Genomic DNA, 16,701 nt, shown 5'->3' on the forward strand with positions numbered 1-16,701 from the left:
AGAGCCGGCTGCTGTTGGCGCTGCGACGCTGCCGGCCAGCGGCCGGCACTACCTGCGTGGATGCACAGCGTGCCAGTGTCCGCCGGGCATGGCTCGGCACAAACGCCGCGCGTCATCCGCCGACGATGCGCCCGTCCACCACGCGCGCCWCCTGCTGGCCGAACACCGCCACATCCTGATTTGAACCGTCCYTCGGGTAGAGCCGGCCGCTGGCCGGCTGCTSTTSGCRCTACGACGCTGCCGGCCAGCGGCCGGCACTACCYGCGTGGATACACGGCGCGCCAGGATATGGCCCGGCAYGACCGCCGCGCGTCATCCGCCGACGATGCGCCCGTCCACCACSCGCGCYACCTGCTGGCCGAACACCGCCACATCCTGCGGGTCGTGGCTGATCAGCAGCAGTGGAATACCGGTTTCATCCAGCACGGCTTCCAGCTCCTGGCGAAGGTGCTGGCGCAGGTCGTGGTCGAGCGCTGCGAACGGTTCGTCCAGCAGCAACGCCTGTGGCCGGGTCACCAGTGCACGCGCCAACGCCGTGCGCTGGCGCTGTCCGCCGGATACCTGCGACGGCAGCAGATCCGCCACGTGCTCGATCCGGAATGCCTGCAGCCACTGCTCCACTGCCTCGATACGGGTGCCGCGCGGTGGATTCAACCAGCCCCGCTGCAGCCCGAACGCCACGTTCTGGCGCACGCTCAGGTGCGGAAACAGCGCGTAGTCCTGGAACACGTAACCCAGTCGACGACGCTGCGGTGGCAGATCGACCCCCGCTCCCGCATCGAACAGTGTCTGCCCGTGCAGGCGCACATGCCCATGCTCCGGGCGCAGCAGGCCGGCCACCGCTTTCAGCGTCAGGCTCTTGCCGGCACCGGAAGGCCCGAACAGCACCACCTGCCGCTGCGTGCACTGCAGTGCAACGTCCAGCTCGAACGTCTGGCCGGACGCCTGCAATCGCCGCTGCACCTTTAGGTCAAGCCACATCGCGCAGCTCCCGACGGCGCCCGCCCACCAGCCGCGCGGCCAGCAGCAGGATCACGATGCACACGACCGACGTCAGGATCACCAGCGCATTGGCCCTGCCATCCTGCCCCGCCTGCACCGCTTCATAGATGGCGATCGACAAAGTCTGCGTGCGGCCCGGAATGCTGCCGGCCACCATCAGCGTGGCGCCGAACTCACCCATCGCCCGTGCGAACGCCAGCAGCAGGCCCGCCAGAATCCCGCGCCATGCCAGCGGCAGGGTGATGCGGAAGAACACCGCCGCTTCGGACACGCCCAGCGTGCGCGCGGCCTGCTCCAACTGACCGTCCACTTCCTCGAATGCAGCGCGTGCTGGCTTGAACACCAGCGGAAACGACGCCACCGCAGCAGCGATCACCGCCGCCTGCCAGGTAAACACCAGATTGATGCCGAACCACGACTGCAACCAGGCGCCGATCGGGCCATTGCGCCCGATCAGCACCAGCAGGTAATAGCCCAGCACCGTCGGCGGCAGCACCATCGGCAGGGTCAGTATCGAATCCAGCAGTTCCCGACCGGGAAAGCGCCGTCGCGCCAACAGCGCGCCAAGCGCCACGCCGGCAACAAGATTGATCGCCGTGGCCCAGCCGGCCACCTTCAACGACAATCCCAGTGCGCTCCAGTCCAGGTCCATCCGTCAGGGCTTGCCGAACCCGTGCTTGTGCAGGATCGTCTGGCCCTGCGCCGAGCGCACGAACGCCGCGAAGCGCCTGGCTTCCACCGGCTGCGTGCTGGCCTGCACCACCGCCAGCGGATAGGTGATGCGTCCGGCAACCGGAACCTCGAACGCGCGCCGCACGCGATCAGGCATTGCCTGCGCGTCGGTGGCGTAGACAAAGCCCGCATCCACCTCGCCCCGCGCAACGTAATCCAGCGACTGCCGCACGTTCTGCGTACTGATCACCTTGCCCTGCACGGCCGGCCACAGCTTGGCGGCCTGCAACGCCCCCTGCGCGTAGCGGCCCACCGGTACGCTGTCCGGGTTGCCCAGTGCGATGCGCTGCACGCCGGCACCCGCCAGATCGGCCAGTGCGCGCGGCGGCGCCTTCGCCCGCGGTGGCACGACCACCCACAACGCGTTCACCGCGAAGACCTCGCGCGTACCCGCCACCAGCAGCTTCTGCTGCGCGGCCTGATCCATCGTTGCCTCATCGGCCGAAGCGAACACATCCACCGGTGCGCCGCGCGCGATCTGCTGCAGCAGTACGCCGGAAGCGGCAAAGTTGAAGTCGACCCTGCTGCCCGGGTTCGCCTTCTCATAGGCTGCGCCCAGCTCGCGGAAGCTCTCGGTAAGGCTGGATGCCGCCGACACGGTGAGGTTGCCAGCCCACGCAGGCAACGTGGCCAGAAGACCCAGAAATACCAGTACCCATCGCTTCATCGTCGGCTCCCTGGCAAGGTTCAATCGGGTTCGTTTTCATCGGCCACGGCCAGTGCCGCCAGCCGGTCAGGTTGCAGCAGCAGGATTTCGCGCTGCTTCACCGCAATCACGCCATCATCGCTCAACCGCCGCAGCACGCGACTGGCCGTCTCCGGCGCCATCCGCAGATAATTGGCGATCTCGGTGCGGGCCATGGTCAGGTTGAAGCGGGTCGCGGAAAAACCACGCCGCGCGTAACGCGCCGACATATCCAGCAGGAACGCTGCCATCCGCTCCTCGGTGCGGTGATTGGCCGCCAGCGTGGCGACCTTGCCGATCTCCGCGCTGAGCAGGCTGAACAGCTTGGCCTGCAGCCCTGGCATGCGGGTGGCCAGCAGGCTCAGCTTGGGGAACGAAATGCGGCACAGGTGCACCGTATCCAGTGCCACCGCATTGCAGGGGAAGCGCGAACCGTGAATCGCATTGAGCCCGATCACCTCGCCCGGCAGAGCAAAGCCCAGCACCTGCTCGTTGCCCTGGCTGTCGTCGACGAAGGTCTTGACCATGCCTGCGCGCACAGCGGCGATGGAATCGAAGGCCTCACCCGCACGGAAGATGTAATCACCCGCATGGAACGGCCCCACGTGGTCGACCAGCACATGCAGTTCGCCCAGCGCCGTCTTGTCATAGCCCTGCGACATGCATGCATCGGAGAAGGCACAGGTGCTGCAGAAATGCAGCGCGTCGCCATCATCGGCGGCGGCAGGATTCGGCGTGGTCCGGCCGGGCCGGGCCTGTGAGGGCGGAGTTGAAGACATCGGGACAGCACTCAAGCGATGGCGGCCGCCGGCCGGAAACATGCGGCCATCATACGCCACAGCAACCGCCCTTCCTCGGCCAGGCGAAGCACGCGGCCGTCCCAGCGCGCCCAGCCCCGCGCGAGCAGCGGTGCGAGTGCAGGCAGGGTCTCGGCAAAGCATTCATCGAACGGAACATCATTGCGCCATTCGAAGGCAGCAGCATCCAGCGCATGATCGCAGGCGATGCTCTGCGCGACCTCCGCAGCCAGCCGCTCCTCCTCCGACAGGATCAGGCCAGCGGCCACGCCCACATGCCCTGCCCGCAGGCGAGCCTGCCAGCGCTCCAGGTCATCCTCCGTCCGGCAGAACACCTCGCCAATCTGGCTGCACGCCGCCAGGCCGATGCCGATGAAATCGCTGCGATCGCGGCGGGGCACGCCTGCCAGATCGCAATGACGCTGGCCGTCACCCGGGCCGTTCGGGTCCGGCAGGTCCCCGCGTTGGTAATGGTCGCCGCCGATACCCACATAGCCTGCCTCGCGCAGCAATCGCCATGCCTGCAGCCAGCGTTCCGATGAGGGATGCTCTGGCAGCGCACACGGCGCCGGCAACAGCACGCGTTCGGGCGCATCTGCCAGCACGGTCTGCAGGCGCCCGATGAATCCGGCATCCTCCGCAGCGGGCACACGCAGCTGGTAGTAGCGGGCAGTGAAGCCGGCATCGCGCGCCTGCGCCAGCACTGCCGGGCCAGGCGCATCGGCGCGGTCGATCACGTTCAGTCGCGTGCAACCCACTGCACGTAATTGTGCAGGCGACAAGCCGCTGCCGGCATCCAGCCGTGCCTCCACCTGCGGCCGGGCCACGGTGCGCAGGTACTGCGGCACTGCATCCAGCAGCTGCCCCAGCAGAACCGGCGGCAGTGCCTCGGCCAGACCCAGCTGCAGCACCATCGCCACTACCTCGCGGTCCTCGGCCAAGGCATCTGCCTGCAGGCGCAACCCGGCCAGCAATGTGTCGAGATAGCGTTCGGCCGGCACATCGGGCCCCATGCGCCCGGTCTGGAAGCCCAGCGTCAGGCCACGTGGAATCAGGTGCTCGTTGCTGGCCTGCACGGCAGTACGCCAGCCGCTTTCACCGAAGCCGGCACTGAAATGGCCGGCCGGTGGAAACAGCACATGGCGCGGCTGCCGCAGCAATGCGGCCTGCAGCGCTGTGTCCTCGCTCGCATCAACGTGGAAGCTCATGGCTGTCATCCTCGCGCGTTCCTCTTCGCGTAGCCCTGATTGAAATCAAGCGTGACGTATTGCGCTGAGGTGCCGGCCAGCGGCCGGCACTGCCATTCACGTGCCGCGTGCCCGTTCCGCGGCAGCCGCATCGATGGCCTCCGGCAGATCGGTCTCCCGAGCGATCTGCGGGAAGTGTCGACGCTCCATCCGGCGGATCGCGAAGTGCATCCACGCCAGGGCAGCGGACACCACCACGAACAGCAGCATGAAACAGCTGCTCCAGATACCCAGCGCATCGTTCAATGCACCGAACACGATCGGCAGGATGAAACCGCCGAGGCCGCCGATCATGCCCACCACGCCGCCCACCGCACCTACGTGCCGGGGGTAATACACCGGGATGTGCTTGTAGACCGCAGCCTTGCCCAGCGACATGAAGAACCCCAGCACGAACACCAGCACGGTGAACATCACCACGCCGATGGCCAGGTGGAAGTGGATCGGACCATGGATGCCCTTCACCACGTACTCGGTATCGGGATAGGCCAGCAGAAAGGTGCAGATGGCCGAGACGCTGAACGTCCAGTACATCACCCGGCGTGCGCCCATCCGGTCCGACATCCAGCCACCCACCACGCGGAACAGGCTGGCCGGAATCGAATAGCAGGCTGCCAGCATGCCGGCGGTGCCGACGTCCATGCCGTACGCCCCCACCAGGTAATGCGGCAGCCACAACGCCAGTGCCACAAAACCACCAAACACAAAGAAGTAGTACAACGAGAACCGCCACACCTGCAGGTTCCTCAGCGGAGCCATCTGCTCGGAGAACGGCACCGGCTTCACCCCGTCACGGCGGCGCTGTTCCAGCGACGGGTCTTCCTTGCTGAACAGGAAGAACAGCACGGCGGTGACCGCCAGCGCGACCGCCCAGACCTTGGCCACCATGGTCCAGCCCGCGGCCACCATTACCAAAGGCGCCAGCAGCTTGGTCACCGCCGAGCCGATGTTGCCGGCGCCGAATATGCCCAGGGCGGTGCCCTGCTTGCTGGCCGGGAAGAACCTGGACACATAGGCCACGCCCACCGAAAAGTTGCCACCGGCAATACCCACGCACAGCGCGGCGAACAGGAACTGGGGGTAGGTGTGGGCATAGGTCAGCATCCAGGTAGCCACTGCGCCGCACAGCATCACCAGCACCAGCACCTTGCGGCCGCCGAACTGGTCGGACCATATGCCGAGGAACACGCGGCTGACCGAGCCGGTCAGCACCGGGGTGGCGATCAGCAGGCCGAACTGGGTGTCGGTCAATCCCAGCTGCTCGCTGATCTGTATACCGATGATGGAAAAGATCATCCACACCGCAAAGCACACGGTGAAGGCGAATGTGCTCAGCCAGAGCGCACGCTGCTGCTGCCCGGCACTGGCGGGGGCAAGGGCCTGGTTCATGCAATCTCCTTCCTCAAGAGTGGATCAGCCGACCTCGGCTTCGGCTTCGATCTCGTCCAGTCCGCGCACCGGGTAGCGCTCCTGCAGCTCCAGCAGGTACGCCTGCACCTCGCGTTGGCGCACCTGCAGCTCCAGGTAGTCCCGGATCTGTGGCAGCACTGCGTCGAACGGCAGCGGCTGCCCCTCCTCGCGCCCATCGATGCTGACCACGTGGTAGCCCCAGCGTGATTCCACCGGGAAGCCAGCCAGGCCCTCGCGCAGGCGGAACACCTGGCGATCGAACTCCGGCGTGGTCTGCCCACGCTGCAGCCAGCCCAAGTCACCGCCGTCACTGCTGGACGGGCAGCGCGAATGGCGCAGGGCGAAGTCGGCGAACAGGTGCGGCGCTGCTTTCAGTTCATTGGCCAGACGCTCGCCCTCGGTGCGTGCGGCCAGCCGCCCGGCCACATCATCGGCCGGCGCGGCCAGCAGGATATGGCGCAGCCGTACCCGATCCGGTGAGCGGAATCGCTCCGGGTTCTGCTCGAAGTAGCGTTGGCAGTCCTCGTCGGTCGGCACGCGGTCTTCGATCGCGTCTTCCAGCAGTTGCTGGATCAGCACTTCCTCATCGCTGACCCGGCCGCCTGCCGGCGCCAGCAGGCCCAGGCGCTGCGCTTCCAACCGCAGCAGTTCACGCACCACCAGTGCGCGCGCCGCCTCGGCACGCGACTGTTCCGGGCGCAGTGCCCGATGGTGCTGCATCTCGCGGGCGATGTCGGCCTCGCTTATCGCCGTGTCCTCCACGAACAACCGGCACGGTGCCGGTTGCCCGAGCGAGCGCGGCCCCTCCCCTGCCCCGTCATGCTGGTGCTGGTGGGCCTCGGCCGGAACCGCCTGGGCGGAATCGATCACGGTGATCGGCAGGAACTTCGGCAGGTTGCCCACGGCTTACTCCCGCGGCCCGTAGCGCAGCGCCGCCTGGCGACGGCGCACCACCTGGTACGGCCGCCACAGATAGCTGACCGGAATGCTCCACACATGCACCAGCCGGGTGAAGGGCGCGATCAGGAACAGGGTCAGGCCCAGGAAGATATGCATCTTGTAGACCCAGCTGACGCCCTCGATGTAGTCAGCAGCACCGGCACGGAAGGTCACGATGTGCTGCGCCCATTCGGCCAGCTGCACCATCACCCCACCGTCCAGATGCCCGGACGATACGCGGATGCTGTACAGGCCAAGACAGAGCTGGGCGAACAGCAGCACCAGCACCAGGGTGTCACCGAAGCTACCGGTGGCGCGCACGCGGGCATTGGTCAGGCGACGCACCAGCAGGATGCTGATGCCGATGAAGCACAGCGCACCGAACACGCCGCCCACCACCATCGCCAGCATCTGCTTCTGCGAGGAGGTGATGAAGTGCTCATACACCGCGTGCGGGGTCAGCAGGCCGACCAGATGGCCGCCAAGGATGGCGAGGATACCGATGTGGAAGCAGTTGCTGCCGATCCGCATGCCCTTGTCCGACAGCATCTGGCTGGAACCGGTGCGCCAGGTGTACATGGCCTTGTCATAGCGCGCCCAGCTGCCGATCAGCAGCACCGCCACGGCAATGTACGGGTAGTACTGGAAGGCGAATTGATGCAGGTAGTAGTTCATGGCTGGACCTCACGATGCACAGGACGGGCCGGCGAGCGCGTCGGTGGCTTGCAGTCTTCAGCGGGCGCTTCGGCACCGAAACGCACCGCTTCCTCTTCCCACAACCGGTCCATCGCCTCGGCCGTATCGTCGCGGGGTTCCTCACTGGCGCGTTGCCGCAGCGCCTCCAGGTTGACCTTGCCGTCACCAGCTTCCACCAGGATCTCCAGCAGCGGCACGTGCGGCAGCTCACGCTCGGTGGCGCGCGCGGCCAGCATCCCGGCGATGTGGCCGATATGGTGCAGCCACTCGCGCGCTTCGGTCTCCGGCTGGTGGGCCAGGAACTCCAGCAGCAGCGGCAGGTAGTCCGGCAGCTCACGGGCATCCAGTTCGAAGCCGTTGCGGCGGTAGGTCTCCACCAGGTCCACCATGGCCTGGCCACGGTCACGCGATTCGCCGTGGATGTGTTCAAACAGCAGCAGGCTCATCGAGCGGCCACGGTCGAAGGTCGCCAGCCAGGCGGCCTGCGCATCCAACGGATCGCTGTCCAGCAACTGCTGTACGAAACCACGCAACTGCCTGCGCCGCGCCGGTGTCAGTGCCGCCTCATCGCACGCCGCCAGCAGTTCCTCGCCGTGCTGCCACAGTTCGTCGCGGGGGTAGTCCAGCAGCACCCCCACCAGCTTCAGTACGCTCATCACACCACCTCCTTGCGGCGGTGGTTCGGGCCGTTGTTCACCACGAAGCTGGTGCTCTTGCGCTGCCCGAACAGGTCGGCCGGGCTGTCGCCGTTGCAGCCGTTGCCGAATGTGAAACCGCAGCCGCCGCGCTCGCCGAAGGCATCGTTGGCGTACTCGCGGTGTGCGGTCGGAATCACGAAACGGTCCTCGTAGTTGGCAATGGCCAGGTAGCGGTACATCTCTTCAACCTGGGCCACGGTCAGCCCGGTCTGGTCCAGCACCGCCGTGTCTTCCACGCCGTCCACGTTCTTGGCCCGGCGCCAGGCGCGCATCGCCATCAGGCGTTCCAGCGCACGCACCACCGGCGCCTCGTCACCGGCCGTCAGCATGTTGGCCAGGTAGCGCACCGGAATGCGCAGCGAGGCCACGTCCGGCAACTCGCCGCTCATGCCGATGCGGCCACGCTCGGCGGCCGACTGGATCGGCGACAACGGTGGCACATACCAGACCATCGGCAGCGTGCGGTATTCCGGGTGCAGCGGCAGGGCCAGCTTCCAGTCGATGGCCATCTTGTAGACCGGCGACTGCTTGGCCGACTCCAGCCAGCTGTCCGGAATGCCTTCTGCACGTGCGGCAGCAATCACCGCCGGGTCATGCGGGTCCAGGAAGATGTCCAGGTGGGCCTGGTACAGATCCTTCTCGGCGGCCACCGATGCGGCTTCGGCAATGCGGTCGGCGTCGTACAGCATCACGCCCAGGTAGCGGATGCGGCCGACACAGGTTTCCGAACATACCGTCGGCTCACCCATCTCGATGCGCGGGTAGCAGAAGATGCACTTCTCCGACTTGCCGCTCTTCCAGTTGTAATAGATCTTCTTGTACGGGCACGCCGACACGCACATGCGCCAGCCACGGCACTTGTCCTGGTCGATCAGCACGATGCCGTCTTCCTCGCGCTTGTAGATCGCGCCCGACGGGCACGCCGACACGCACGCTGGGTTCAGGCAGTGCTCGCACAGGCGTGGCAGGTACATCATGAAGGTCTTTTCGAAGGCGCCGTAGATCTCCTTCTGTACTTCATTGAAGTTGTAGTCGCGCGAGCGCTTGCTGAACTCCGAGCCCAGAATCTCCTCCCAGTTCGGGCCCCACTCGATCTTCTGCATGCGCTCGCCACTGATCAGCGAGCGCGGCCGTGCGGTCGGCTGGTGCTGGCTGTCCTTGGCGGTGTGCAGGTTCTGGTAGTCGAAGTCGAACGGCTCGTAGTAATCGTCGATCTGCGGCAGGTCCGGGTTGGCGAAGATCTTGGCCAGCATCCGCCAGCGACCGCCAGCGCGTGGCACCAGCTTGCCGCTGCCGGTACGCACCCAGCCGCCGTTCCACTTCTCCTGGTTCTCCCATTCCTTCGGATAGCCGATGCCCGGCTTGGTTTCAACGTTGTTGAACCAGGCGTACTCGACACCCTCGCGCGAGGTCCAGACGTTCTTGCAGGTGATCGAGCAGGTGTGGCAGCCGATGCACTTGTCCAGGTTCAGCACCATCGCGATCTGTGCACGGACCTTCATCACACCACCTCCTTGGCCATTGCAGGAACACTTTCACCGGTCGCTCCTGCGCGTCCTGCGCCCGCGACACTCGAACTTCCCTGTTCATCGTCCAGCCAATCCACCTTGTCCATCTTGCGCACGATCACGAACTCGTCGCGGTTGGTGCCGCAGGTGCCGTAGTAGTTGAAACCGTAGGCCAGCTGCGCGTAACCGCCGATCATGTGGGTCGGCTTGAGCACGATGCGGGTCACCGAGTTGTGGATGCCGCCGCGGGTACCGGAAATCTCCGAACCCGGCACGTTGATGATGCGTTCCTGGGCGTGGTACATCATCGCCATGCCCGGCATCACGCGCTGGCTGACCACCGCACGTGCGGCGATCGCGCCGTTGACGTTGAACAGCTCGATCCAATCGTTGTCGACAATGCCGGCACTGCGCGCGTCGTCCTCGCTGATCCACACGATCGGGCCACCGCGCGACAGCGTCTGCATGATCAGGTTGTCGCTGTAGGTACTGTGGATGCCCCACTTCTGGTGCGGGGTGATCCAGTTCAGCACGATCTCCTTGTTGCCGTTCGAGCGCTGGTTGAGCAGCGGCTCGATGGTGCGGGTGTTGACCGGCGGCCGGTAGCTCATGAAGGCCTCACCGAAGTCGATCATCCACTCGTGGTCCTGGTAGAACTGCTGGCGACCGGTCACCGTGCGCCACGGAATCAGCTCGTGCACATTGGTGTAGCCGGCGTTGTAGCTGACGTTGTCGTCTTCCAGCCCGGACCAGATCGGCGAAGAGATGATCTTGCGTGGCTGCGCCTGGATGTCACGGAAGCGGATCGCCTCGTGTTCCTTGCCCACCGCCAGATGGGTGTGCTCGCGGCCGGTGAAGCCGCCCAGCGACTCCCAGGCCTTCACCGCCACATGGCCATTGGTTTCCGGGGCCAGGTGCAGGATCACTTCGGCCGCGTCGATCGCGGTCGAGATGGCCGGCCGCCCCTGGCTGACGCCCTCCTCGTGCACGGTGTGGTTCAACTTGCCGAGGAATTCCACCTCGTGCTTGGTATCCCAGTTCATGCCCTTGCCACCATTGCCGTGCTTGTCCAGCAGCGGCCCCAGCGAGGTGAACTTGCGATACAGGTTCGGGTAATCGCGTTCCACCACCGTCATCGACGGCATGGTCTGGCCGGGGATGGCCTCGCACTCGCCCTTCTTCCAGTCGGCCACGCCGAACGGCATGCCCAGCTCGTTGGGGGTGTCGTGCAGGGTAGGCACCAGCACCAGATCCTTCTCAACGCCCAGCACGCCGGGCGCCATCTCGCTCACGGTGCGCGCAACCTCCTTGAAGATGTCCCAGTCACTGCGCGATTCCCACGCCGGGTCCACCGCCTTCGACAGCGGATGGATGAACGGATGCATGTCCGAGGTATTGAGATCGTCCTTCTCGTACCAGGTGGCGGTGGGCAGCACGATGTCCGAGTACAGTGCGGTGGTGCACATGCGGAAGTCCAGCGTCACCAGCAGATCCAGCTTGCCTTCCGGCGCCTCGTCGCGCCACCTCACCTCCTCCGGCTTCACTGCGCCCATCTCGCCCAGGTCCTTGCCCTGCAGGCCGTGGCGGGTGCCCAGCAGGTGCCGCAGCATGTACTCATGGCCCTTGCCCGAAGAGCCCAGCAGGTTCGAGCGCCAGATGAACATCATCCGCGGGTGGTTCTGGATGGCATCCGGGTCGGCGAAGGCGAAGTCCAGCGAACCGTCCTTGAACTTGCCCAGTGCGTAGTCGGCAGGTGCCACGCCAGCCGCTTCGGCTTCGCGCACCAGCTGCAGTGGGTTGCGGTCCAGCTGCGGCGCACTTGGCAGCCAGCCCATGCGCACCGCGCGCAGGTTCAGGTCGGCCAGGCTGCCGCTGTACTTGCTGGCGTCGGCCAGCGGTGACAGCAGTTCGTCCACCTGCAGCTTCTCGTAACGCCACTGCCCGGTGTTGAAGTAGAAGAACGACGTACCGTTCATGTGCCGCGGCGGCTTGCTCCAGTCCAGGCCGAACGCCAGCGGCTGCCAGCCGGTCTGCGGGCGCAGCTTTTCCTGGCCCACGTAGTGCGCCCAGCCGCCGCCGGTCTGGCCCACGCAACCGCACATGATCAGCATGTTGATCAGGCCGCGGTAGTTCATGTCGTTGTGGAACCAGTGGTTCATGCCGGCACCGACGATGATCATCGAGCGGCCATGGGTCTTGTCGGCGGTACGCGCGAACTCGCGGGCGATCTCGATCACTTCCCCGCGCGACACGCCGGTGATGCGTTCCTGCCAGGCGGGCGTGCCCGGCACGTTCTCATCGAAGCTCCTGGCGACGTTGGCGCCGCCGAAACCGCGGTCCACGCCGTACTGCGCAAGCAGCAGGTCATACACCGTCGCCACCAGCGTCTGGCTGCCATCATCCAGCGCCAGGCGACGTACCGGAATGTTGCGATCCAGTACTTCCTCGGCCGGGGCGGCGGTCCAGCCGTCACTCTCGATGCCACCGAAATACGGGAAGCTGACCGCCTCGATGCCATCGTTGGCCTCGGACAGGCTCAGGCGCAGGCGCGTCGCCGCACCGTTGCTGGCCTTCTCCTCGATGTTCCAGCGCCCCTTCTCACCCCAGCGGAAACCGATCGAACCGTTCGGCACCACGATCTGGCCACTGGTCTCGTCGTAAGCGAGGGTCTTCCAGTCCGGGTTGTTGGCTTCGCCCAACCCTCCCAGCTCACTGGCACGCAGGAAACGGCCGGCCACCAGGCGGCCATCGGCGCGGCGCTCCAGGCGCACCAGCATCGGCATGTCCGAGTACTGGCGGCAGTAGTCCTGGAAGTACTGCGACGGCGAATCCACATGGAACTCGCGCAGGATCACGTGGCCGAAGGCGAACGCCAACGCGGCGTCGGTGCCCTGCTTGGGGTGCAGCCAATGATCGGTCAGCTTGGCCAGCTCGGAATAGTCCGGGCAGATCGAGACCGTCTTGGTGCCGTTGTAGCGGGCCTCGGTGAAGAAGTGCGCATCCGGCGTGCGCGTCTGCGGTACGTTCGAGCCCCAGGCGATGATGTAGCGGCTGTTGTACCAGTCGGCCGATTCGGGAACGTCGGTCTGCTCGCCCCAGATCTGCGGCGAGGCCGGCGGCAGATCGCAGTACCAGTCGTAGAAGGAAAGGCAGGCGCCGCCCAGCAGCGACAGGTAACGCGCGCCGGCGGCGTAGGACACCATCGACATCGCCGGAATCGGCGAGAATCCGACCACGCGGTCCGGCCCATACTGCTTCACGGTGTACAGGTTGGAAGCCGCGATGATCTCGTTGGCCTCTTCCCAGTTCAGCCGCACGAAACCGCCCATGCCGCGCCGGGTCTTGTACGAGCGCGCCTTTTCCTTGTCCTCCACGATGCTGGCCCAGGCATCCACCGGCCCCTGGGTCCTGCGTGCTTCGCGCCACAGGCGCAGCAGCGTGCCGCGGATCAGCGGGTACTTCAGGCGGTTGGCGCTGTACAGGTACCAGGAATAGCTGGCGCCACGCGGGCAGCCACGCGGCTCGTGGTTGGGCAAGTCCGGGCGCGTGCGCGGGTAGTCGGTCTGCTGGGTTTCCCAGGTGACCAATCCGTTCTTGACGTAGATCTTCCAGCTGCACGAACCGGTGCAGTTCACCCCGTGGGTGGAGCGCACGATCTTGTCGTACTGCCAGCGCTGCCGGTAGCTGTTCTCCCAGTCACGGCCTTCGCTCTTGGCAAACCCATGGCCATCGGCAAAGGGCTGGGGGTCACGCTTGAAGAACTGCAAGCGATCAAGAAAATAACTCATCGGGGGTCTCCCTTTGCGGACATCTGCATCGTGGCTGTGTGTGTCATCTGGCTGCGGTGCGTTTTCATGTCAGCAGGGCGTCTCAGCGCCACGCCGGTAGTACCACCACCAGGTCACGGCCAGGCAGGTGACATAGAAAACGACGAACCCGTACAGCGCCATATCGGGGCTGCCGGTCAACGTGATCGAAGAGCCATAGCTCTTGGGAATGAAGAAGCCGCCGTAGGCACCGATCGCACCAGAGAAGCCCACCACCGCAGCCGACTCGATGCTGGCCTGGTGCGCCGACGCGGCCTTGCCTTCAGCGTTGGCCCCTGCCGACAGGCGCTCATGCAGCGTGCGGAAGATCACCGGGATCATGCGGAAGGTGGTGCCGTTGCCGATGCCACTGAGCACGAACAGCGCCATGAAGCTGAAGAGGAAGCCGTAGAAGTTGCCGCCCTGGCCATCGCTGGGCAGGAAATGCAGCACGCCGAACACCGCTGCGATCATCAGCGCGAACACCCAGAACGTCAGCCGCGCACCACCCCAGCGGTCGGCCATGCTGCCGCCCACCGAGCGCATCAGCGCACCCAGCAACGGGCCGATGAAGGCGTAGGCCAAGGGGTTCACGGCGGGGAACTGGCTCTTCACCAGCATCGGGAAGCCAGCAGAGAAGCCGATGTAGGAACCGAAGGTGCCGATGTACAACCAGCACATCAGCCAGTTGTGCTTGCGGCGGAAGATCACCGCCTGCTCGGCGAACGAGGAACGCGCGCTGGTCAGGTCATTCATGCCGAACCAGGCCGCCACCGCGCAGAACGCAATGGCCGGCACCCAGATGAAGCCGGCATTCTGCAGGTACAGCGGTGCACCGCCCTCCACCACCGGCTGCGGCGCACCACCGAGGGCACCGAATACGCCCACCGTGATCACCAGCGGAATCACCGCCTGGGCCACCGACACCCCGACATTGCCCAGGCCGGCATTCAGGCCCAGCGCCAGGCCCTGCTTCTGCTTGGGATAGAAGAAGGAGATGTTGGACATCGACGAGGAGAAGTTCGCCCCACCAAAGCCGCACAGGATCGCGATCACCACGAACACCCAGTACGGCGTGGCCGGGTTCTGCACCGCAAAGCCCAGCCAGATCGTCGGGGCCAGCAGCGACGCAGTGGACAGCGCCGTCCAGCGGCGACCGCCAAAGATCGGAATCACGAACGAATAGAAGATGCGCAGCGTCGCGCCGGACAGGCTGGGCAGTGCCACCAGCCAGAACAACTGATCGGTGCTGAAGCCGAAGCCGATCTTCGGCAGGCTGATGGTCACCGCCGAGAACAGTACCCAGACCGAGAAGGCCAGCAGCAGCGAGGGAATGGAGATGACCAGGTTGCGGGTGGCGACCCGCTTGCCGGTGCGCTCCCAATAGCCGGGATCTTCCGGCGTCCAGTCGCTGATGACGCGACCGGGACTGGCAGTGCTGCGGACAACAGGATCGCTACCGACGGTCATACATGGCTCCAAGGCTGTGGAATGACGTGGGTACTGCTTTCAAGTTGTAACCCGTCGTCATGCAGCCATTAGGCCGTGCAGCAGCAACGACGGGGTTGATCTGGATCAATCAGGGGCGGGTTTTCAGCCTACCCCTGACAAATGTCAAACCGGTGACGCGGAACCGCGGCGGGTCACGCCACGCTGGCGCACGCTGTCGCGCACATCCACATCGAACTGCAGTTGCAGCGTGGTGCCGTCGTCCAGATACAGCGCAAAGGCCAGGCCATCGCGGCATGGCAGGCGCCCGGCCAGGTCCTCCACGGAAGACCGGGGCAATACCAGGCGGCAATCGGTGCCGCTGTCGAGCAGCACGGCCGATTCGCCACCGTGCAGCGAAACGGCGGTACCCCAACCACCACTGCCGCCGAACCGGGTCAGGTTCTCCACCGTTTCACCGGCCAGCAGCCGGGCCAGTTCGGCCTCGTCCAGGCGCAGACGCATTGTCTGTCCTTGCAACTGCACCTTCATGAGGCAACGTCCTCCCATTGGGTGGGGGTATTGCAGTTGATCAGGGCGCTTTCATCAGCGTGGGCCAGGCGCAGGCTCTGCGCATCCAGCCGGTGTTGCAAGGCCTGCAGGGAACGCGGGCCGAGGGGATCGTGGATCATGTTTTCGAGGATCGTGCGACTTTCATTGTCCACATTAAACAGCATCGGAAGCGGATGCCCGTCAAAGATCGTGCAAGCGCTGCGATGCCCGTCACGCAATTGCTGCAGCAGATCCGGGGTCAAGCGCGGCGTATCCACCGGAACTACCCAGGCCGGGCCATCGGGCATCTGCATCGCCACGCTGAACAGGCCTCCCAGCGGCCCGCAACGCGTGATCTGGTCGGGTATGCCACCGAAGGCAGGGTAACGCCCGCTCACCCAGACCCGGTCTGCCCCGGCCAGCCGCAAGGTGCCGCGCATGTGCTCCAGCAGGGTGCGCCCCTGCCAGGGCAGCAATGCCTTGTCGCGGCCCATCCTGCTGGACAGGCCGCCGGCCAGAAGGATGCCGGCAATGGGCGTTGTCACGCGGGAAACCCGACCACGCCATACGTGGCCGCTCCTGTCGGGCGCGAGGGGAAGGCGCCATCCACGCGTGGAGTAACCGTGCAGGTACGCCTCAGTAGAGCCACGCCATGCGTGGCTGCGTCTGCCAAGCGTGAGGGGAAGGCGCCATCCACGCATGGCGTGGATCTACTGGCGTCAGTGGTGCTCATGGGCCGGTTCACTGTCGGCGTGGCACAGCGTGCAGCCTTCGCTCCACTCGCTGTCGCCGTCCTCGTAATGTTCCTGCTTCCAGATCGGGCACTGGTGTTTCACCGCCTCGATCAACTGCCGGCACGCGCGGAACGCTTCATCACGGTGCGGGCTGCCCGCAGCCACCACCACCGCCACATCGCCAATGCCCAAGCGGCCCTTGGCATGCGCCACATACAGCTTCAGCTTCGGCCCGAACGTCGCCTCGATCTCCGCCGCCAGGCGCTGGATCTCGTTCAGCACCAGCGGTTCGAACAGGTCATAGGTGATGCCGGTCACCGGCCGCCCCACATTGAAGTCGCGCACCTTGCCGATGAACACATCGATGCCGCCGAATGCCGGGTCGGACACCGCCGCGATGCCTTCGACCGGGTCGATGGCTCGCTGCGCACGGTCCACCACCTTTGCCGTCACGTTGCTGCTCATGG

Annotated in this window: 15 protein-coding genes; all 15 read right to left on the bottom strand. The window is 65.6% G+C overall.

The features are described from left to right. Nucleotides 1–312 precede the first annotated feature (312 nt). The 15 genes from AB4Y98_RS18095 to AB4Y98_RS18165 all read right to left on the bottom strand — a co-directional run bounded on the left by AB4Y98_RS18095 (nt 313) and on the right by AB4Y98_RS18165 (nt 16,699). Nucleotides 313–981 carry a sulfate/molybdate ABC transporter ATP-binding protein gene (locus AB4Y98_RS18095; RefSeq protein ID WP_442244849.1) on the bottom strand — a complete coding sequence of 223 codons (669 nt, stop codon included), beginning with the start codon at nt 979–981 and terminating at the stop codon, nt 313–315. Continuing rightward, the gene (gene modB / locus AB4Y98_RS18100) at nt 971–1,654 is read right to left on the bottom strand and encodes a molybdate ABC transporter permease subunit (RefSeq protein WP_442244850.1); all 684 of its coding nucleotides are present in this window, start codon (nt 1,652–1,654) and stop codon (nt 971–973) included. Before modB ends, AB4Y98_RS18095 begins: the two co-directional genes overlap by 11 nt. 3 nt (nt 1,655–1,657) lie before the next feature. Beyond that, the gene (gene modA, locus AB4Y98_RS18105) at nt 1,658–2,401 is read right to left on the bottom strand and encodes a molybdate ABC transporter substrate-binding protein (RefSeq protein ID WP_442244851.1); all 744 of its coding nucleotides are present in this window, start codon (nt 2,399–2,401) and stop codon (nt 1,658–1,660) included. Nucleotides 2,402–2,421: 20 nt separating this feature from the next. Continuing rightward, nucleotides 2,422–3,198, bottom strand: coding sequence for a helix-turn-helix domain-containing protein (locus AB4Y98_RS18110; RefSeq protein ID WP_033831271.1), 777 nt, complete (start codon nt 3,196–3,198; stop codon nt 2,422–2,424). A gap of 11 nt (nt 3,199–3,209) precedes the next feature. Next, the gene (locus tag AB4Y98_RS18115; protein ID WP_100436422.1) at nt 3,210–4,424 is read right to left on the bottom strand and encodes a coproporphyrinogen III oxidase; all 1,215 of its coding nucleotides are present in this window, start codon (nt 4,422–4,424) and stop codon (nt 3,210–3,212) included. Nucleotides 4,425–4,520: 96 nt separating this feature from the next. Continuing rightward, nucleotides 4,521–5,852: an MFS transporter gene (locus AB4Y98_RS18120; protein ID WP_442244852.1), complete on the bottom strand. Its 1,332-nt coding sequence runs from the start codon at nt 5,850–5,852 to the stop codon at nt 4,521–4,523. A 24-nt stretch (nt 5,853–5,876) separates the two neighbouring features. Next, nucleotides 5,877–6,776 carry a peptidylprolyl isomerase gene (locus AB4Y98_RS18125; protein ID WP_033831273.1) on the bottom strand — a complete coding sequence of 300 codons (900 nt, stop codon included), beginning with the start codon at nt 6,774–6,776 and terminating at the stop codon, nt 5,877–5,879. 3 nt (nt 6,777–6,779) lie between these two features. Beyond that, a complete protein-coding gene (gene narI, locus AB4Y98_RS18130) occupies nt 6,780–7,487 on the bottom strand; it encodes a respiratory nitrate reductase subunit gamma (RefSeq protein WP_088100111.1) in 708 nt (235 codons plus the stop codon). Next, nucleotides 7,484–8,164: a nitrate reductase molybdenum cofactor assembly chaperone gene (gene narJ / locus AB4Y98_RS18135; RefSeq protein ID WP_025874348.1), complete on the bottom strand. Its 681-nt coding sequence runs from the start codon at nt 8,162–8,164 to the stop codon at nt 7,484–7,486. The genes narI and narJ overlap by 4 nt, the downstream gene beginning before the upstream one ends. Continuing rightward, on the bottom strand, nt 8,164–9,708 hold the full coding sequence (gene narH, locus AB4Y98_RS18140) for a nitrate reductase subunit beta (RefSeq protein WP_442244853.1): 1,545 nt from the start codon (nt 9,706–9,708) through the stop codon (nt 8,164–8,166). The genes narJ and narH overlap by 1 nt, the downstream gene beginning before the upstream one ends. Continuing rightward, nucleotides 9,708–13,502 (bottom strand): nitrate reductase subunit alpha, encoded by a 3,795-nt coding sequence (locus AB4Y98_RS18145; protein ID WP_442244854.1) that lies wholly within the window; start codon nt 13,500–13,502, stop codon nt 9,708–9,710. Before AB4Y98_RS18145 ends, narH begins: the two co-directional genes overlap by 1 nt. 69 nt (nt 13,503–13,571) lie before the next feature. Further along, a complete protein-coding gene (locus AB4Y98_RS18150) occupies nt 13,572–14,990 on the bottom strand; it encodes a NarK family nitrate/nitrite MFS transporter (protein WP_099842670.1) in 1,419 nt (472 codons plus the stop codon). 144 nt (nt 14,991–15,134) lie between these two features. Continuing rightward, nucleotides 15,135–15,500: a hypothetical protein gene (locus AB4Y98_RS18155; RefSeq protein WP_033831278.1), complete on the bottom strand. Its 366-nt coding sequence runs from the start codon at nt 15,498–15,500 to the stop codon at nt 15,135–15,137. Continuing rightward, nucleotides 15,497–16,045 carry an NTP transferase domain-containing protein gene (gene mobA / locus AB4Y98_RS18160; protein ID WP_033831279.1) on the bottom strand — a complete coding sequence of 183 codons (549 nt, stop codon included), beginning with the start codon at nt 16,043–16,045 and terminating at the stop codon, nt 15,497–15,499. Before mobA ends, AB4Y98_RS18155 begins: the two co-directional genes overlap by 4 nt. A 174-nt stretch (nt 16,046–16,219) precedes the next feature. Then, the gene (locus AB4Y98_RS18165; protein ID WP_033831280.1) at nt 16,220–16,699 is read right to left on the bottom strand and encodes a molybdenum cofactor biosynthesis protein MoaE; all 480 of its coding nucleotides are present in this window, start codon (nt 16,697–16,699) and stop codon (nt 16,220–16,222) included. Nucleotides 16,700–16,701 lie beyond the last annotated feature (2 nt).

Source organism: Stenotrophomonas sp. 2YAF26, from assembly GCF_052114625.1.
GTDB lineage: Bacteria > Pseudomonadota > Gammaproteobacteria > Xanthomonadales > Xanthomonadaceae > Stenotrophomonas > Stenotrophomonas indicatrix.